Origin of the sequence: Streptomyces sp. NPDC048196 (genome assembly GCF_040652715.1) — a bacterium.
GTDB lineage: Bacteria > Actinomycetota > Actinomycetes > Streptomycetales > Streptomycetaceae > Streptomyces > Streptomyces siderophoricus.
Genome location: NZ_JBEZMM010000009.1, coordinates 43,689 through 61,967, shown reverse-complemented (window position 1 = coordinate 61,967; position 18,279 = coordinate 43,689). Strand labels below are relative to the sequence as shown.

Genomic DNA, 18,279 nt, shown 5'->3' with positions numbered 1-18,279 from the left:
TTCTCTTCCCGGCCGGCCGGCTGTCCCAGGGGCCCGGATCCCGGAGCCCGGAGCCCGGGCCCGGCGCGCCGGTCCTCAGCGCCCGCCCGCGATCAGCAGGGGTGCCCCGCCCGGTGCGGAGGCCGGGCGGCCGTTCGCTGCCGGTACGGCGTCCAGCGGGGAGCGCACGGCAGGCAGCAGGCCGCGGGCGGCCAGTTCCGGACGGACGCCCTCGCCGAACCAGTAGGCCTCCTCCAGGTGCGGATAGCCGGAGAGTACGAAGTGCTCGATGCCCAGTGCGTGGTACTCCTCGATCCGGTCCGCCACCTCGGCGTGGCTGCCGACCAGCGCGGTCCCGCACCGCCCCGTACCAGACCGACCCCCGCCCACGGATTGGGCGCGATCTCCAGCTTGTCGCGCGAGCCGCCGTGCAGTGCCGGCACCCGCTGCTGGCTCACCGACTCGCTCTTGCCGAGGGCCTGTTGGGCGGCCGCGACGGTCGCCGGATCGAGGCCGTCCGGCAGACGGTCGGCGGTTGGCTGAACGTAGCGGTGCGGTCGGAGAGGGGGCAAACGTCGTCTCAGGTCGTGGACCTTCGTTTCCGCGGCTGAAACACCCTTGCCACCCGCGCCCGCCACCTTGCGGGCCAGGGCGACCGGGGCGACTGGGGCGACCGGGGCGGCCGTCCCGTACGAAGATGAACGCATGAGCTCTGCATTCACCAGCCGCACCCTGGACATCACCACCGGTTCGACGGAGACCGTCGCCGACCTCACCGCCGACTGCGCCGCCTTCCTCCGGGACGCCGCGGACGGCCGTGACGGCCTGCTCAACGTCTTCGTCCCGCACGCGACGGCCGGCATCGCCGTACTCGAGACCGGAGCCGGCAGCGACGAGGACCTCCTCGCCGCCCTGCACGACCTGCTCCCCGCCGACGACCGCTGGCGCCACCGCCACGGCAGCCCCGGCCACGGCCGGGACCACGTCCTGCCGGCCCTGGTCCCCCCACACGCCACCCTCCCGGTCATCGCCGGCCGCATGGCCCTCGGCACCTGGCAGTCCGTCTGCCTGGTCGACACCAACAAGGACAATGCCAACCGCCAGGTCCGGCTGAGTTTCCTGGGGTGACCGGGGCGACCGAGAGTTCCGTTCTCGCCGGTCGTGGCGTTGAAGAGGACCGTGATGGCACCGAGGTGGAGGACGGTCTCCCTGCCGGTGTCGCGGCGGACAGGAGGCTGCGCCCGGATGCCCGGATGCCCGGATGCCCGGATGCCTGGATGCCCGGATGCCGGCGAGGTGTGAGGCGGCCCTCGATGAGTACTCCGCCGGGTACGGGGCCTACGGGGCCCGAGTCCCTCCCCGGCGGCGTCGTGTCAGCCCGCCGTTACCCGGTCTTCACACCACAGCCGCCGCTCTGGCCCCGTCAGGGGCAGCCGGACGGTGTGGCAGACGTCCGGGCGGCATGCTCACACCCATCGAGTTCGCACTGAGGACAACCGCCTCGGCCGCCTGGATTCCAGCAACTTGACGTCACGTAAACCGGGGTACATCAAATCCTTCATCGGACCCGGAGCGGTTCCCTCAGCGCCCGGAGCCGTGCCTTGTTGCCGGCCCCGGTTGATTTCTTCCCCGGACACAACGCAGGAATAATTCGGACGAGTGCCGGGCGTGAACCTGCGAACGCTCCGTACGACGGGAAAGGTGAAGATGATGGGCAGTGAGCCGCTGAATCTCGACGCGTCGGGCGAGTGGGCGGGCTTGTGGTGGCTGCCGGAAGACCCTGGGTGCCAGGTGCCAGGTGTGCTCCGCTACGAGCCCGAGGGCGGCTTGACACTCTCTTTGATCGGCGCGTTCGAGGACCGGGTCACGACAACGCCTGCTCCCGGTGTGCTGATGGTCCATGAGGGCCGTCGAACGTGGGGTGTGATCCATGGTGCCGCCGATCAGCGCGAGATCAGCCTCCTCGGCTGTTTGCCTGTCGACGGCCGGCGGACCTTCGGCGCGCGGATAAAGACCCCCGACAAACAGACCGTCGTGGCAACGACGGCACTCATCGGGGCGCACGTCGGCAGTGAAGACGAGGCGGCGTTCTCCACAACAGAGGTGTCGGTGGAGGACCTCGGGCATTGGGCGGCATCGTCAGTGTTCGAAGGGTTCCTGGGTACGTCCGGCGGGCGTCCTGATGGGAGTGGCACCCTCTCCGTCAAGCCCGTGGAGGTGCAGTCGGTCGAAGTCGACGGGACGGAGTTCGTGCTCGCGCACCGCCACACGCTGCCGTTCTTCGATCAGCGTCGGGGCGGAACCGTTGGTCGCATGCGGGATACCGCGTACCTGCGGATCACCCGGCGCGAGGCGTCCTCATTGCGTGAGGCGATGGGCCATGCCCGGTTGATACAAGACCTGATCGCCATTGCCACTCACCGTGCTGCAGGCATGATCTGGGTACGCCTGAAACTGGCCTCGGACGACGCCGTGTCGGAGTCCGGCGGGCTGCGGCCGGAGCGGAATGTCGACGTGCTGTACTCGCCCTCCGTGGTCGGGAAGCACGATGCGAAGGCAGCCGCTCATCATCGTGTGTTCTTCACGTGCGAGGCTCTGCCCTTCGAGGAGATCATTCCCCGCTGGTGCGATATGCACGAGCGGCTGCAGTCCGCGACAAACATGGTTCTGGGGCTTCGGTACGCGCCGGCACGGTACGTCGAGAACAATCTCCTGACGGCGGTGGGAGCGGCTGAGGTGCTGCACCGTGGCTTTGACATCGACGAATCGCCGATCCCGTCGGAGGAGTTCAAACCGATGCGCGAAGCGATGCTGGCTCAGGTGCCCGAGGAGCACAGGCAACGGATCCGCAGCCTCCTGCGCAATGACCCGACACTTCGGGATCGGTTGTACGCACTCGCGGCCCGCCCCGACCAGGAGGCGCTGTCCGCGCTCGTGCCTGACGTGGACCGGTGGGCCAGGCGGACGACCCGAGCGCGAAACGACCTCGCCCACGAGGGGCGAACCCCCCACCACAAGCGCGAGGAACTGATCGCCATTGTGGACGTCACCACTGCGGTGGTCATCCTGAATCTGCTGAACGAACTCGGGTTGCCGGCCGAACGCCAACGAGAGGTCGTGCGTGACCACCCGCAGTTGCGCGCTACGGCCAGGAGCGCACGGGACTGGCTGACTCCGTCCGAGGCGGACTCCTGAGTCGGATGGTCAAGAACGCGACTGGTTCCGCGACCGGCACGCTGACCGGCTTTCCGCCCGTTCGGCCGGCCTGACGATTCTCCTGACTGCTGTTGCGCCTGAGACCGGTCGGCGTCCCCGCTCCGATCGACCGGACCACCGCCACGAAGGGACGCGTTCCCTGTCGACCAACCGGGCAAGCCGGGGGTCGGCAGGGCGTAGTGCCGCACCAGGGACGCATCGGTATACCCCGGACCTGGCGAGGGGGCGAGGTGGGCCGGACATCGCCGCGCCAGTAGGGTGCCGCCATCTGGGGGCGGCGACCGGAGGAAACGGACAACCGCATGGACTACTGCGTTGGATGCGGGAGCTATCTCGATGGGGCGGAGCCGTGCCCGGCGTGCGGCCATGCCCACGGTGGCGTAGCCACCGGGTACCCCCCATCACGGCCGCACCCCCTCTACCGGAGTGACGTCCCGCTGACGCCCGAGCCGCCGGTCCACGAGCACACGGGAACCTACGGGCACACCGGGAGCCTCAAGGCCCCGCACACCTACGAGCAGACGCAGGCGTACGAGCCCCTGGAGTCGTACGAGACAGGGCCCCTTCCCGAACAGGGCGGCGAGCCCGACGGACCCGGCCTGGCCGACGGAGACTTCGACCCCGGCACGGCCACCGGCTTTGACGCGGCTGCGGCTGCCGGTCCCGGTGACGGCAACGAGGCGTACGCCGCCCGCCGGTCGTCGGCGACGCGCCGCCGCGGCACTGGCCCGCGCCGGGCGCGACGCCGTAAGGGCGGCAAGACCAAGATGGCCCTCGGCGTCGCGGGTGGGGTCGTACTGGTCGGCGTCGTCGCGACAGGCCTGTCGGGGGAACTGCTGCCCACTGGTCCGCCACACGGAAGGCACACGGAGTCGCAGGCGTCGCCCACGCCCACCGCCACGTCCGCCACCGCGGAGCCAGCACCAAGCCGGACCGCGGGAGAGCCGGCTCGTCCGTCGCACGCCGTGAAGCCGTCGGCCTCGGCATCGGACATCGCCGTCTCCCACTCTGCGGTTCCCGCATCCGCGACCACGGCACCGCCCGTCGCCACCCGACCCACCGCCAAGCAACCGCCCCGGCCAAAGCCGTCCCCCACCAACGCGGGGGCGAACCGGACGCCCGCCCCACGCGCCCCACGGTCGCGGACCTGCTTCCTCTTCTGGTGTTCCTAGGCGATCGATGCCAAGGGGACTGGAGCCGGAACCAGGAGCCGCACCAGGTTCGGGCGACCTGTTGAGGCAACTCCGTGCAGAAGGGTGGCGATGAGCCACCCACCTGTGTCAGCGCCCCAAATGCCCCACCGACGCCAGTCGCTCGGCCGGATTGCAGCAACGCCTGACCGGGGTGAGGCTTGGAAGCTGAACCGAGCGATGGAGGAGCGGTGGGCAACCTGGTCGTCGTGGGAGTGGATGGCTCGTCGTCGAGCCTTGCCGCGGTGGAACAGGCCGCCCGGGAAGCCCAGCGGCGTCGTTCGGATCTGCGGGTGGTGAACGCCTTGAGCTGGCCGGTCCGGCCCATGCACACGCCGCTGGACCCGTCGCCGCTCGATCGTTTGGTGAACGATGCCGCGGACCGGGCCCGGAGCGTGGCGCCCGAGCTGCAGGTCACCGCGGCCGTGGTGACGGGTGAACCGGTGGCGGTTCTGGAGGCCGAGTCGCGAGCCGCGGACCTGGTGGTCGTCGGCCCCCGGGGCATGGGGGGCTTCATGGGCTTGCTGCTGGGATCAACGGCGGCGTCGCTGGCCGCCCATGCCCGGTGTCCGGTGATGGTGGCCCGCGAGGAACCGGCGGAAGCCGGGCCGATCGTGCTGGGCGTCGACGGCTCGCAGGTCGGTGCGGAAGCGGTCGAATTCGCCTTCGCCGAGGCAGCGCTGCGCGGAGCCGAGGTCGTCGCCGCGCATGCGTGGCTGCCGGATTACGCGCCGCCCGGTACGGGCGTCGAAAGCGCGGAGCGCCTGCTGGCCCAGGCGATCGCCGGCCGGACGGAGAATTATCCGGACGTCACGGTCAGACGTGAAGTTCTGAGCGGCGAAACCCGCGAGGTATTGATCGAGGCGAGCCGGACTGCCCAGCTCATGGTCGTCGGAGCCAGGGGACGCGGTGGCTTTGCCGGATTGCTCCTGGGCTCGGTGAGCCAGGCGCTGCTGCACCATGCGCACTGCTCCGTCACCGTCGTCCGCGGAAAGGCATGACCGGCCCGCGCGCCTGACGACCCGTACGGCCTGCTGACGACTCGTACAGCCTGCTGACGGCCCGTACAGCCCGCTGCGATGAGGCCCGCTTGCCCGCTGTCGCGTGGACGGCAAGTACAGCGTGGGCGAGCACGGCTAGGGCGCCGCGCGTACAGTCGCCCCCTGGCGGCCGTCATGCGAGACGACAGGGCGACGGTCATCACCTGGACGGCCTATTGCGGTCGCGGCGCGAAGGGAATCCCGCCCTGTCGGGCGCTGCCACAGCCCGAGGATCACCAGAACCGCGGAGACGAGGCGCGGCAGCTGCCCGACGCGGCACATGCTCGCCGCGGGGTTGCCCTGGACCAGGCCGCATCGCCGCGGAATCCTGCTGCTCGACGCCGCTCGTCAAGACCGTCCGCCACCTCGGCTGGCGACAAGAGCACGGCTTCGCTCCTCGGCCTCGCGAGCGGCGGCGTCCCGGTCACTCCCCCGTAGCGTCCTCCGCGCGGGAGAGGGCGACCTGGAGTACGACCAGGAGTGCGTCGCGGACCGAGCCTGTTTTGCGGGCGTCGAAGACGGTGAGGGGGACGTGGTCGGAGACGTCCAGGGCCCAGCGGACCTCGTCGAGGTCGTGGTGGATCTCGCCGTCGAAGGCGTTGACGGCGACGGCGAACGGGATGTTCTTGTGCTCGAAGTAGTCGACCGCGGCGTAGCAGTCGTCGAGCCGTCGGGTGTCCACGATCACCAGGCCGCCGAGGGCGCCCTCGACCACGTCGTCCCACATGAAGCCGAACCGGTCCTGGCCCGGGGTGCCGAACAGGTACAGCTTCAGCGTCGGGTCGATGGTGATGCAGCCGAAGTCCATGGCGACGGTGGTCGTGGTTTTGCCGGGGGTGTGGGAGAGGTCGTCCACGCCCGCCGCGACCTCTGTGATGGCGGCCTCCGTGGTCAGCGGCCGGATCTCGGAGATGGCGCCCACGGCCGTCGTCTTGCCGACGCCGAAGCCGCCGGCGATGACCAACTTGACCGGAACCGGCGGCGGTTCAACCGCTGTCACGGAGTGTGTCCCGTGAGTCGGGGACGGCACGGAGACCATCGATAACCCTTCGCAGTACGGAGATGTCCTGGGTGGTGCCGGCGTGCGGGACGTGGACCGCCAGATGCCCGGCGGTGCGCAGGTCCTCCGCCAGCACCCGGACCACGTTGAGGTGGAGGCGCAGCCGCGCGGCCAGTTCGGCCACCGACTGCGGCTGTCGGCAGGCGGCGACGATGTCGTGTTGTTCGAAGGCCAGGGAACCCAGGACGGAGATCCCGGACGCGGTCGCGACGATCTGGGTCTCGACCGGGAGCGGTGGGCCGGTGCCGCCCCCCGCCACCCGCCCGGCCGTCAGCAGGAAGGGCCGGATCGCGGGAGCGCGGCCGACCGGTTTCGATGGGCCCGGGGCATCGCTCGCTGACTCGACAGCCGACTCGCCAGCTGAAGTTGACGCGCCTGTTCGCTCGTCCGCTGGCTCGTCCGTGCGCTCGCCCGTTGACTCGCCTGCTCGCTCGTCCGCCGGCGCGCCCGTCCGCCCGTCCGTTGGCTCGGCCGTCCGCTCGTCCGCTGACTCGTTCGGTGACTCGTTCGGTTCTGGTTCACCGGCCACCATCATGATCCTCTTCTCGGCGCCCGCAAAGATCCTCTTCCAGTGCCTCTTCCAGGGCCGGCAATGGTTCTGTTCTCAGCGCCGGCCCTGCCCTCCTGCTCAGCACCGGCCCTGAACCGCTGCTCAGCACCGGCCCCGCCCTGCTGCCCAGGGCCGGCCCTGACCGCTGCTCAGCTCCCGCCCCTGACCAGCCGCTCAGCGCCCGCCCCCCAGCGCCTTCCGCGGCGGTGGTGGGGGGCGGCACAGGTCAGCGGGCCGGGGTCGCGCCGGCTGTTTTCTTGAGTTCCAGGACCAGTTGGGGGGTGAGTGCGCTCCCGGCACGGTTGGCGAAGAGGGTCATCTCGTAGGCGATGTTGCCGAGCTTCGCCTCCTTCGAGGTGACCACGCCGAGGACGGCACCGCAGCCGATGGCCGAGACCAGCACATGGCCGCCCTCCAGGTCGATGATGACCTTGTTGAGGCCGCCCAGGCCGTAGTTGCCGGAGGCGCCGGCGGCCAGGCTCGTCACGCCGGACACGATCGCCGCGAGCCGCTCGGAGTCGGCCTGTTCGCGCAGTTGGGAGACGGCGATCAGCAGGCCGTCCGACGACACCGCGATGGCGTCGACGACCCCGGCGGTCTGGGTGGCGAACCGGTCCAGCAGCCAGGTGAAGTCGGCCGCGGCGGCTGTCAGATCGGTCGGTTCCTCCCGCTCGGAACCGCTGTTACCTGTCGGCGTGCTCACTGCCCGACTCCTTCCGGGTTTGCTGGTGTGTCGATGGCGCCGGTTCGCTTGTGGCGGGCGCACTCTCTTGCTCCGCCCTGCGTACCGCGGCCTCGAATTCGTCGAGTTCCGATCGGACCGCGTCGGCGTCGACGGGCCGGCGCACGGCCTGGGCCGCTCGGTCGGCCGTCGGGGAGGTCATGTCGAGCGTCGCGCCCCGTACCCGCCGTCGCAGCGGCCGGACGGACCGGTCCGTCCGGGGCGCGGACGCCGGGGTGTTCCGCTCCGCGTCGTCCGTGCCGCGGCGCGGCAGGCGCCGGGGGAGCTCGCCGTCCCGGGAGGTCCCGCCCGGCTGCCGTTGGGGCGCGGTGGCGAGGGCCCGTACGGGCAGGGGCGTGGCGGCGGAGGCGGATGCGGAAGTGGAGGTGGAAGCCGAGGCGGATGGGGGCTCGGCTGCCTTTGGTGCGAGCTCGGGCTCGGGTGTGGGCTCGGGCTCGTTCGTGGGTGAGGGCTCGGCCTGTGCCGTTGGCGCTACTTCCGCCGATTCCGGAGGGGGCGTCAGGGCCGGCGTCGGGGCGGGGGTCACCGCCAGCAGCAGCGCGGCGGGGAGCCAGACGGTGCCGGTGACCCCGCCGCCCGGGGTGCGGCTCAGGGTGACCCGGATGCCGGAGCGCCGGGCGAGGTTCCCGACCACGAACAGGCCGAGGACCTTGGTCGGTACGAGGTCGAGCCGTTCCCGGCGGACCAGCCGGGAGTTCTCCTCCGCGAGGCGTTCCGCGCTCATGCCGAGGCCGTGGTCGATGACCTCGATCAGGGCCCCGCCGTCCGAGGTGACGTCGGTTCCGGGCCGGACGACGACCTCGACGGGCGTGTCGGACGGGGAGAACGAGACCGCGTTCTCCAGCAGTTCGGCGAGCATCAGCGTCAGGTCGTCGACGATGTCGGGCGCGACCACGACCTCGGTCTCGGCCCGTAGTGACACCCGCTGGTATCCCTCGATCTGGCCGAGGCCCGCCCGGATGACGTTGGCCAGACCGGTCGGCCGGGCCTCCACCTCGGGGTCCCGGATGCCGGCGAGCAGCATCAGGCTGTCGGCGTTGCGCTGGAGGCGGACGGCGATGTGGTCGATGCGGTACATCCGCTCCAGGACGTCGGGGTCGGTCTCCTCGCGTTCCACCGCGTCGATCAGCATGAGCTGGCGCGACGTGAGGTTGCTGACCCGGCGTCCGACGTTGCCGAACATCTCGGCGACGTTGCGGCGGCTGAGCACCTGCCGCTCCAGCAGCGCCGCGGCGGTGACCTGTACCTGGTTGAACGCCTCGGCCAGGTGGCCGATCTCGTCGCGGACCGGGACCGGGATCGGCCGTGGCCGCAGCGGGGTACGGTCCGTGGAATCGTCGTCCTCGACCCTGGCGAGCTCCTCGCCGGCCACGTCGACCACCTGCTGGGCGGCGCCGGTCAGGGCCGCCAGGGGGCGGACGACCGAGCGCCGGACCAGGACGGAGAAGGTCAGCCAGGCGGCGAAGCCGAGCAGGGCGAGGCCGAGCATCGTCAGCGCGTTCTCGAGGGCGCTGTGCGAGAGGCCGTCGGCCCGGGCGGCGATCTGCTCGATCAGTGACCGGGTGACGGAGAGGCGGGCCTCGGCCTGCCGGGTTCCGGCGGCCATCGCCTTGCGCAGCTGGTGCGGGGTCTGGCCCTGCAGGGAGCCGGGGTCGATCTGGAGCTCCGCGAACTGGGCCTCGATGCCGTTCTGTTCGGCGTCCCGCTCGATCGCGTCGAGCGCCAGGACCTGCTCCGGGTCGGCGATCCGGCCGAACCGTGCGGTCTGCTCCTCGTAGAGCTTGTGGGCGCCGACCGCGCGGGTGTATTCGGTGAGCGCGTTGGCGTCCCGGGTCTGGGCGGAGAACACCCCGCTCTCGAAGGCCGCGTGGGCGGCGTCGGCGCGCAGCACCGTGTCGAGGAGGTTGGTGACCGAGGACGACGAGGTGCCGGCGTAGCGGTCCAGGCCGATGCCGTCGATCAGGTAGCCGACGGCGGCGGCGTAGGCGGGGTCGATGGTGGCGGCCGGCACCGATCCGCGTTCGACCTTGTCGCGCAGTACGGCGAGACCGCGGATGTACGCAAGGGCGCGGGCCTCGTCCTTCGGCAGGCCCGGGCCGAACGCGGAATGCACGGCGGTGACCTGCTCGTCGGTGTCCTGCTGGGTCCGGCGGTAGGCGGCGGTGGACGGCAGTGCGGCGCCGGGCCGCACCGACTCCTGCTCCACGGACAGCAGGAGCGCCTGCCGGTGTTCGGCCTGCACGTCGTTGATCAGCCGGGTGACCTGCTCGCTGTCCCGCACCAGCTCCGCGCTGCGGCCGGCGTCCTGGGCCTTCTGCACCTGCGAGTTGACGCCGATGCCCAGCAGCACGCCGACGACCGCGACGGGCGCGATCACCAGGACGTTGAGCTTCCGCCGGAACGGCCAGCGGTCGAGGAGGGCGTCCGCCTGCTGACGGAACCGCGGCCGCAACGGTGAACGCCGGGACGGATCGGGTTCGTGTTGCGGCGGGTCCACTGCGTCCACGGACACCCGGGCCTCCTTACGACGTGCTGCTGAGCGGTGACCGAGGTGGTGGTGCCGACCGCCGACGACGGGCAACGTGACGACGGTGAAACACGAAGATTGCGAGGTTCGCACCTCAATGCGAGCGAAAGGTTTCCGCCACACGGTCAACCGGCCGTGAACACTACCGCTTGTGCACGGGCATGCAAGACGTGGCTCATCGAGGCCCCGCACTATTCAACTCTTCGTCACTTTTGGTCTGTTAAGGCCCAGTGATATGCCTGGTCACCCACGCTCCGGCGACCGCCGGGAAGCGGAACGAAGGAGCGGGAAAGGGAGTGAAACCGTGCGAAGGGGGAGAGAAGGCGAGCGCGAACTGGCGCGATTCCACCGGGTCCGGCACGGGCGGCATACGCGGCATCTCCGACGGTGGGGGCATCTCCCCAAGGCGGCTGCCCGACGGACCACCGTCACCCGTAACCTGTCTCCCCCCACCCCACCCGTACCCCCATCCTGCGCTGCGAGGACACCCGTGCACCCCACCCGCAAGGCGGTCATGACCGCCGCCGCACTCCTGGTCATGGCCACCGCCGGCTGCGATGCCGGCGCCGGTGCCGCCGCCTCCCACAAGAGCTCCGCCAAGCCCGGCTGCCCCACCGCCCGCTCCCGGGCCGCACAGGCCGTCAAGAAGGCCGAGGCGGTCAACGCCCCCTGGAAGGGCCCCACCACCGGGCCCAAGGCCGTGCACGGCAAGACCGTCGTCTACATAGCCCAGACCCTGACCAATCCGGGCGTCGCCGGAGTCGCCCAGGGCTTCCAGGAAGCCGCCAAGATCCTCGGCTGGCACGCCCGCACCCTCAACGGCCAGGGCACGCCCGGCGGCCAACGGGCCGCCTTCCGGCAGGCCCTCGACCTCAAGCCGGACGGCATCGTGCTGAGCGGGTTCGATCCCGGCATCGCCCCGGAGGACGTCAAAAAGGCCCGTACGGCGGGAATTCCGCTGATCGGCTGGCACGCCACCGCGGCCCCCGGCCCCAGCAAGGACCTGCAGCTCTTCAGCAACATCACCTCCCAGGTCGAGGACGTCGCGAAGATCAGCGCCGACTGGATCATCGACCGCTCCAACGGCCGTGCCGGTGTCGTCCTGTTCACCGACGCCTCGGTGCCGTTCGCGAAGCACAAGTCCGACCTGATCAAGAAGGCACTCGCCACCTGCTCCGGCGTGCGGCTGCTGAGCTACACCAACATCCCCATCCCGCAGGCCAGTAGCCGCTCCATCGGGGAAGTCCGCTCGCTGCTCTCCCGCTTCGGCCACAGGTGGACGTATTCCGCGGCCATCAACGACCTGTACTTCCAGCACGCCGCCCCCGCCCTGCGCGCCGCGGGCAAGGACGGCGCCGGCGCCCCCTACAACATCGGTGCCGGCGACGGCGATCCGTCGGCCTTCCAGCGCGTCAACGGCAAGCAGTTCCAGGCCGCCACCGTCCCCGAGCCGCTCTCCGAACAGGGCTGGCAGATCATCGACGAGTTCAACCGCGCCTTCGCCGGCGCCCCGGACAGCGGGTACGTCGCCCCCGTCCACATCGCCACGGCCACCAACAGCGGCGGCGCACTGTCCTGGGACTCGGAGGGGTACCGGCAGGCATATCGAAAGATCTGGGGCGAGTGAGGGGCTTTGGCGACTGGCGGAGGCGGGCCCGGTGCTCGTTCTGCCTCCTGTCCGCGCCGTGAGCGATGACCTGGCTTGTCGCCGGCGGGCATAATCGGGTGGCCGTGCCAAGTGTCGAAATCGCATGCGATTACAGTCGCTGAGGCCGGTGTGCGTACCGGCGCGGTTCGATGGGGGAGTGGTGGAGAGCGAAGCCCGCCGCGCGGCGTCGGCCTATGACGCGTTCATCAGTTACCACGCCATGGATCTGCCGGTGGTGCACCGACTCGTCGAGAGGCTGCACGAGGAGGGCTTCCACGTGTTCCTCGACGACTGGTGCCTGGTGGCCGGCGAGCCTTGGCAGGAGCGGCAGAGCGAGGCGCTGGCCGACAGTTCGTGCTGCCTCGTGATGTGCGGTGCACATGGTCTGGGGCCGTGGCAGGAGGAGGAAGTCCGGCTCGCGGTCAGCGCCCGGGTCAGCGGGCGCTCCCTTCGGGTCATTCCCGTGTTGCTCCCCGGCGCCTCCGATTTGGAGGATCTCGACTTCCTGGAGCGTTTCACCTACTGCGACTTCCGGGGCGGACTGGACCAGCCCCGGTCCTTCACCCGCCTGTGTGCCGGAATCCGTGGTGAGGCGCCCGGGCCGCCGCAGACCGCGGTGTCGGCGTTACGGGCCGGGCAGCCGTCGCCCGCGGCGACCTACCGGTCGGCCTTCCACGCCCCGGCCAGCGGCTGGCAACGGAGCTCCGCCGTGGCGGCCGCCCACGCCGCGGTGACCGCGGGCGGGGCACCGGTCGTGCTGTGCGGGCTCCCCGGCGTCGGGAAGACCCATGTGCTCTGCGACACCGCGGACGGCCTCCGGGCCGGCCGGACCGTGCTCGCGCTGTCCGCGGGCGGCACCACGGCCGCCGAGCCGCGCTACCTCGTGGAGGAGGTCAACGCCTGGCTGGACCGGACGTTCGGCCGCGGGTTGACCGACGAGGAGCTGTACCTCCACGACTGGCCGGACGCGCTGGCCGCCCTGCTGGCCCGCGTCGCGGAGGAACCGCTCCTGGTGCTGCTGGACGACCTCGGCACGGACCAGGCCGGGGGCACCGTGCTGCGCGCCTTCGCCGGCCATCCGGACTGCCTGGTCCTGGCCACGGCCGCCGAGCACCTCGTCGACACCGCCGACGTCCGCCACGTCCTGGTGCCGCCGATGTCCCGAGCCGAAGGCACCGACTTCATCGCGCACATGGCGGAGCGCACGAACCTCCCCGTCGAGGCCGAGGAGTTGGCGGAACAGCTGCCGGCCGACGTGCTCTCCCATCCGCTCGCCCTGCGCACCTTCCTCGCGCACACCGCCTACGTTCCGGCGGTCCTGCTCGTCCGCCCCGGCCTCCCGTCGGACGTCCTCTCCGCCCGGAAACTCGTGTCCACGGCCGTGGTCCGGCTGCCGCCCGTGCACCGCAAGGCCCTCGCATGGGCCGCGGTGCTCGGCCGGGTGGCACTGGCGGACCTGCTCTCGGCCGGGATGGCCCTGCCGTCCTGGTTCACCCTCGCCTTGTCCGATCTGGTGCCGCGCTGCCTCGTGGTCCAGGTGACCGGCGGGGTCGAGGTGCCCCAGCTCGTCATCCAGGCCCTGGACGACGTGGAGCCCACGGCACGCCGGACCGCGCTGCACGAGATCCTCACCGAACTGGCACGTCTGGCAGCCGACGCGGAGCGCGACGGGCTCGCGTCGCTCGCGGGGGTGCTGACGCCGATGGCACGCGTAAGTGCGGAAACCGCGGTCCCGCCCGGGCCCGGCGGCTGCCGGACGGCCGGTGTCCCGCCGACCTGACGCAGGAGGCGGACCGGCCCAGGGCCCCCGGCCTCAGCCCGTGGTCTTCTCCCGCCGGTCGCGCCGCTGCTTGAGGTGGCCGGCGGTGGCCAGGGCGGCCACCACGAGGGCCGTGCCGGCGAGCTGGTTGCGGCCGTCGGCCGAGGCGGCCATGACGGCGAAGATGCCGAGGATGGCGGCGAACGCCAGCCAGGTCAGGTACGGGAAGCCCCACATCCGCACGGAGAGCAGCTCGGGTGCCTCGCGCTCCAGGCGGCGGCGCATCCTCAGCTGGGTGAGGCAGACGATGGACCAGACGACCAGCACCGCGCAGCCGGCGATGTTCAGCAGCCAGGCGAACACGGTGGTCGGCCAGACGATCCCGGCGATCACGGCGGCGAAGCCGAAGGCGCAGGACGCCAGGACCGCCGCGGCCGGCACGCCCCGGGTGACCCGGCTCAGGAAGCGCGGGCCCTGGCCCCGGTTGACGAGGGAGTACGCCATGCGCGAGGAGCCGTAGATGTTGGCGTTCATCGCGGAGAGCAGCGCCACCAGCACCACGACCTGCATGATCGTGCCGGCGGCCGGGATCCCGAGCCGGTCGAGCACGGTGACGTACGGGCCCTCCGTGGCGACCTTCGGGTCGTTCCACGGGACCAGGGTGACGACCACGGCCATGGAGCCGATGTAGAAGACGGCGATGCGCCAGACGGCGGTGCGGACGGCGCGGGCCACGTTCCGGCTCGGATGGTCGGACTCCGCCGCCGCGATGGTGACGGTCTCCAGACCGGCGAAGCCGGAGATGGTGGTGAGCAGGCCGGCGGCGAGTCCGGCGGCGCCGGTGGGGAAGAAGCCGCCGTGGCCGGTGAGGTGGCGGGTGCCGGGCGGGTTGCCGAAGACCCCGAGGATGCCCAGCAGACCCAGCACCAGGAAGGCCACGATCGTCGCGACCTTGATCGCGGCGAACCAGAACTCGAACTCACCGAAGTTCTTGACGGCGGTCAGGTTGCTGGCGCAGAAGAACGCCATGAAGACCGCCACCCAGCCGTAGCCGGGGAGGAACGGCACCCAGGTGTGCATGATCGTGCCGGCCGCGGTGGCCTCGGCGGCCACGCCGGCGCAGAGCATCAGCCAGTACATCCAGCCCGAGGTGACCCCGGCCCACGAGCCGAGCTCCTGCTCCGCGTGCACCGAGAACGAGCCGGTGGAGGGCCGGGCGGCGGACATCTCGCCGAGCATCCGCATGATCAGCATGACCAGTGCGCCGGCCCCGATGAAGAGCAGCACGATCGCCGGCCCGGCCGCGGCGATACCGGCCCCGGAGCCGACGAAGAGCCCCGCGCCGATGACGCCGCCGAGCGCGATCATCGACAGATGACGCTGCTTGAGGCCGTGCGACAGCACGGACTCGCCGTCCGGTGCGGCCTGCGGGGAGTCCTCGGGGGACCGGGTGTTTGTCCGGCTCATGGTCGTGCCTGTTCATTGGGTGAGACGTCGGTGAGCCGGAAAAGTCTGGGGGTCCGACCTGCCCGTACGACGTGAACGCCCACTATTCGGACCGTTCGCCTACAGGGGGTGAAGGGGTTGACACGGGAGGTTGGTGAGGTGGCGGCGCGCGGCCGGATGTTGCCGGAAGGGGGCGGCGCGCTTGTGTGTTGTGTCACTGCGTGGGTGGGAGAGGGGATGGACCCCGGGGCCCTCGCGCGAAGCGGCAGCTCACGCTGGTCACCAGGCTGGGTGACCCGGATGGTCCGCCTGAGGCGGTGGGTGCGTCGCCACCGCCGCGACGCGGCCGCCCATCTGCTGCGCGGCACCTGACACGGCCTCGGCACGCGTGCGGTCGGCCTCGCCTTCTGGTGGCTCCGGCAACAGCTGTAGCCGACAGGCGGGTTGGGTCGTAGCGGGTGTGCACCGTGCCGTCCGCGTCCTTGATGACGTCCCGGACGACGAGCTTTCTAGTCGGCAGGGCCGGGGCTGTTGTCCAGCTCCGCGCGGGCGGACCGTAGGCACGTACGCGCCGCGGCCGGGGTGAGGCCGGCGGCGATGAGGACGGCCAGGGCGGTCGCGTCGCCGGTGGGGTCGTGCCAGGAGGACGGGTCCTGCGCCTCGATGAGGGTCAGGGTGAGGGATTCCAGGGCCTGGGCGAGGACCGGGGCGGGGAGGTGGTCGGAGAAGACGCCTTCCCGCTGGCCGCGTTCCAGGATCGCGGTCGCCTCCGCGCGCACCGGGGCGAGCGCGGCGCGGATGCCCTCCTCGCCCAGGTCGCGGCGGCCGAGGGCGATGAGCATGCGGTAGCGGTCACCGACGGCCCGGACGGCCAGCGTCTTGCGGGCCAGGGCCGTCGCGGGCGCGGCGTCGGACTGCCGCACCGAGGTGAACGCCTCCTCCAGTGACTGTGCGGCCTCCTCCGCGAGCGCGGCGATCAGGGCCTGGCGGTTGGGGAAATGGCCGTAGAGCGTGCGGCGGACGACACCGGCCGCGCGGGCGATCTCCTCCAGGTTCGCTTCGGGGTTGCGGCTGAGCTCCTCGCGGGCGGTGGCCAGGATGCGGGCGCGGTTGGAGCGGGCGTGGCTGCGCTGCGGGGCGGCCCCTGGGCGGGTGGTCATGGGCGTGCGGCTCCTGTGTCGGCGATGCCTCTCCATCCTACTTACTTGCACAGTGCTGTGCAGGTTCATATGGTTGCACATGGCTGTGCAAGTTCGGCTTCGCCGTTTCCTGCTGTCGCTGTCGCTGCTGTTCTCCTCCTTTCTTTCCTCCTCCCTTTCCTCCTCCCTTTCCTCCTTCCTGTCCTCTTTCCCGTTCCCCTCGCCGTGGAGGTTCCGTGTCGCCCGTCGATCCCGCATCCATATCCCCGCCGGCAGCGCCCGCGGCTGGGCGCCGTGCGTCCACGCCCGCTCTCGCGCCCGTGGAGCAGCGGGAAGCCCCGTATCCGCGCAGGTGGTGGGCCCTGCTCGTGCTCTGTCTGAGCCTGCTGATCGTGGTCATGGCGAACACCTCGCTGATCGTGGCCGCGCCGGACATGACCAGGGACCTGGGCCTGAGCAGCAGCGATCTGCAGTGGGTCGTCGACGGCTACACCGTCCCGTACGCCGCGCTGATGCTGGTGCTGGGCGCGATCGGCGACAAATACAGCCGTCGCGGCGCGCTCCTCACGGGTCTGGTGGTCTTCGCCGGCGGTTCGGTCATGGGCAGCCTGGTCGACCGGACCGAGCTGGTCATCGCGGCCCGGGCGGTGATGGGCGTCGGCGCCGCCGTCGTCATGCCGGCCACCCTCTCCCTGCTCGTCGCGGTCTTCCCGAAGGCCGAGCGCGCCCGCGCCATCACGGCCTGGACCGCCACCTCCGGTCTCGCCATCGCCGTCGGCCCGCTGGTCGCCGGATGGCTGCTGGAGGACCACGCCTGGGGCTCCACCTTCCTGATCAACGTCCCCGTCGCGGTCGTCGCGGTCATCGGCGCGCTGGTCCTGGTGCCGTCGTCCAAGGCGCAGGGCATGGGCCGGATCGACTACGTGGGCGGTCTGCTGTCGATCGTCTCCGTCGGCAGCCTGGTCTACGCGACGATCGAGGGCCCGCACTTCGGCTGGGGCGCCGGCCCGGTCACCGCCGCCGTGGTCGCGGGCCTGGGCCTGCCGGCCTTCGTGGCCTGGGAGTTGCGGCACCCGCACCCCATGCTGAACGTACGGAAGTTCACGCTGCGCCCCTTCAGCGGCTCCCTGCTCGCGGTGCTGTTCTTCTTCTTCGGCACTTTCGGCGCGCTCTACTACTCCACGCAGTTCCTGCAGTTCGTCCTCGGCTACGACGCGCTGCAGACCGGCGTACGGCTGCTGCCGCTGGCCGGTGCGGTGTTCGCCGGCGCGGCGGTGACCGGCCGGCTGACCCCGCGGCTGGGCATGAAGGCGATGGTGGTGGCCGGTATGGCGATCGGGACCGCGGGGGTCTTCCTGCTCACCCGGATCGACCAGGGCTCGGCCTACGCCGACTTCCTGGCGCCGATGATGATGCTGGGCTTCGCGATCGGCCTGAGCGTGTCCCCGGCCACCGACACCATCATGGGGTCCTTCCCGGAGGACGAGCTGGGGGTGGGCGGCGGCGCCAACGACACCGCCCTGGAACTCGGCGGCTCGCTCGGCATCGCGGTGCTGGGGTCGCTGCTGGGCACCTCCTATAGGGACCGACTGACCGACCTGGCCGGCGGCCATCTCCCGGCCGCCGCCATGGACGCCGCCAGGGACTCGGTGGGCGGCGGCCTGGCGGTCGCCGAACGGATCGCCCAGGACCCGTCCGGCGGCCCCCTTCAGGCCCACGCCCTGGTCGACGCCGTGCACCGGGCCTTCGCCCACGGCGTCGCCACGACCAGCCTGACCGGCGGCATCATCATGGCCATCGGCACCCTCCTGGTCCTCGCCGTCCTGCCGGGCCGGAGGGTGACCGGGCGGACTGCCGACTCGGCCGCCGGCTGAGGTGGCGCGGGGCCCGGCCGGGGATCTCAAGTACCGGCCGGGCGGCGCGGCTCGGGTCATCTCGCCCACGGCACCGGCCCGCCGTCCAGCCCCGGAGGCCATGTGGCCA

General features: G+C 71.3%; 12 protein-coding genes and 1 pseudogene. 6 read left to right on the top strand and 7 right to left on the bottom strand.

The window, feature by feature from the left end; translation table 11 throughout:
• Positions 1–75: 75 nt before the first annotated feature.
• Positions 76–515 (bottom strand): annotated as a pseudogene (locus AB0E02_RS12880) (alkanesulfonate monooxygenase); the annotation flags it as partial.
• A 169-nt stretch (positions 516–684) separates the two neighbouring features.
• On the opposite strand from AB0E02_RS12880, the gene AB0E02_RS12875 reads away from it, so the two are divergent.
• The 3 genes from AB0E02_RS12875 to AB0E02_RS12865 all read left to right on the top strand — a co-directional run bounded on the left by AB0E02_RS12875 (position 685) and on the right by AB0E02_RS12865 (position 5,386).
• On the top strand, positions 685–1,107 hold the full coding sequence (locus tag AB0E02_RS12875; RefSeq protein ID WP_030804470.1) for a secondary thiamine-phosphate synthase enzyme YjbQ: 423 nt from the start codon (positions 685–687) through the stop codon (positions 1,105–1,107).
• Positions 1,108–1,686: 579 nt separating this feature from the next.
• The gene (locus AB0E02_RS12870) at positions 1,687–3,174 is read left to right on the top strand and encodes a HEPN domain-containing protein (RefSeq protein ID WP_362138451.1); all 1,488 of its coding nucleotides are present in this window, start codon (positions 1,687–1,689) and stop codon (positions 3,172–3,174) included.
• Positions 3,175–4,576: 1,402 nt separating this feature from the next.
• A complete protein-coding gene (locus AB0E02_RS12865) occupies positions 4,577–5,386 on the top strand; it encodes a universal stress protein (protein WP_362138233.1) in 810 nt (269 codons plus the stop codon).
• Positions 5,387–5,849: 463 nt separating this feature from the next.
• Here the strand turns inward: AB0E02_RS12865 and AB0E02_RS12860 are convergent, their stop codons facing one another.
• From AB0E02_RS12860 to AB0E02_RS12845, 4 genes are all read right to left on the bottom strand, one after another.
• Positions 5,850–6,464, bottom strand: coding sequence for an ATP/GTP-binding protein (locus AB0E02_RS12860; RefSeq protein WP_362138231.1), 615 nt, complete (start codon positions 6,462–6,464; stop codon positions 5,850–5,852).
• The gene (locus AB0E02_RS12855) at positions 6,412–6,774 is read right to left on the bottom strand and encodes a DUF742 domain-containing protein (protein WP_362138449.1); all 363 of its coding nucleotides are present in this window, start codon (positions 6,772–6,774) and stop codon (positions 6,412–6,414) included. Before AB0E02_RS12855 ends, AB0E02_RS12860 begins: the two co-directional genes overlap by 53 nt.
• A 487-nt stretch (positions 6,775–7,261) precedes the next feature.
• Positions 7,262–7,738 carry a roadblock/LC7 domain-containing protein gene (locus AB0E02_RS12850; protein WP_362138229.1) on the bottom strand — a complete coding sequence of 159 codons (477 nt, stop codon included), beginning with the start codon at positions 7,736–7,738 and terminating at the stop codon, positions 7,262–7,264.
• Positions 7,719–10,154: an ATP-binding protein gene (locus tag AB0E02_RS12845; RefSeq protein WP_362138447.1), complete on the bottom strand. Its 2,436-nt coding sequence runs from the start codon at positions 10,152–10,154 to the stop codon at positions 7,719–7,721. The genes AB0E02_RS12850 and AB0E02_RS12845 overlap by 20 nt, the downstream gene beginning before the upstream one ends.
• Positions 10,155–10,794: 640 nt before the next feature.
• On the opposite strand from AB0E02_RS12845, the gene AB0E02_RS12840 reads away from it, so the two are divergent.
• A complete protein-coding gene (locus AB0E02_RS12840; RefSeq protein ID WP_362138227.1) occupies positions 10,795–11,931 on the top strand; it encodes a substrate-binding domain-containing protein in 1,137 nt (378 codons plus the stop codon).
• Positions 11,932–12,109: 178 nt separating this feature from the next.
• On the top strand, positions 12,110–13,732 hold the full coding sequence (locus tag AB0E02_RS12835; RefSeq protein ID WP_362138225.1) for a toll/interleukin-1 receptor domain-containing protein: 1,623 nt from the start codon (positions 12,110–12,112) through the stop codon (positions 13,730–13,732).
• A gap of 33 nt (positions 13,733–13,765) precedes the next feature.
• Here AB0E02_RS12835 and AB0E02_RS12830 read toward each other — a convergent pair whose 3' ends face one another.
• The gene (locus AB0E02_RS12830; RefSeq protein ID WP_362138223.1) at positions 13,766–15,178 is read right to left on the bottom strand and encodes an amino acid permease; all 1,413 of its coding nucleotides are present in this window, start codon (positions 15,176–15,178) and stop codon (positions 13,766–13,768) included.
• Between the two features lie 488 nt (positions 15,179–15,666).
• A complete protein-coding gene (locus AB0E02_RS12825; protein WP_362138220.1) occupies positions 15,667–16,317 on the bottom strand; it encodes a helix-turn-helix domain-containing protein in 651 nt (216 codons plus the stop codon).
• Between the two features lie 299 nt (positions 16,318–16,616).
• Here AB0E02_RS12825 and AB0E02_RS12820 point away from each other — a divergent pair, with 299 nt between their 5' ends.
• Positions 16,617–18,170, top strand: coding sequence for an MFS transporter (locus AB0E02_RS12820; RefSeq protein ID WP_362138218.1), 1,554 nt, complete (start codon positions 16,617–16,619; stop codon positions 18,168–18,170).
• Positions 18,171–18,279: the final 109 nt, after the last annotated feature.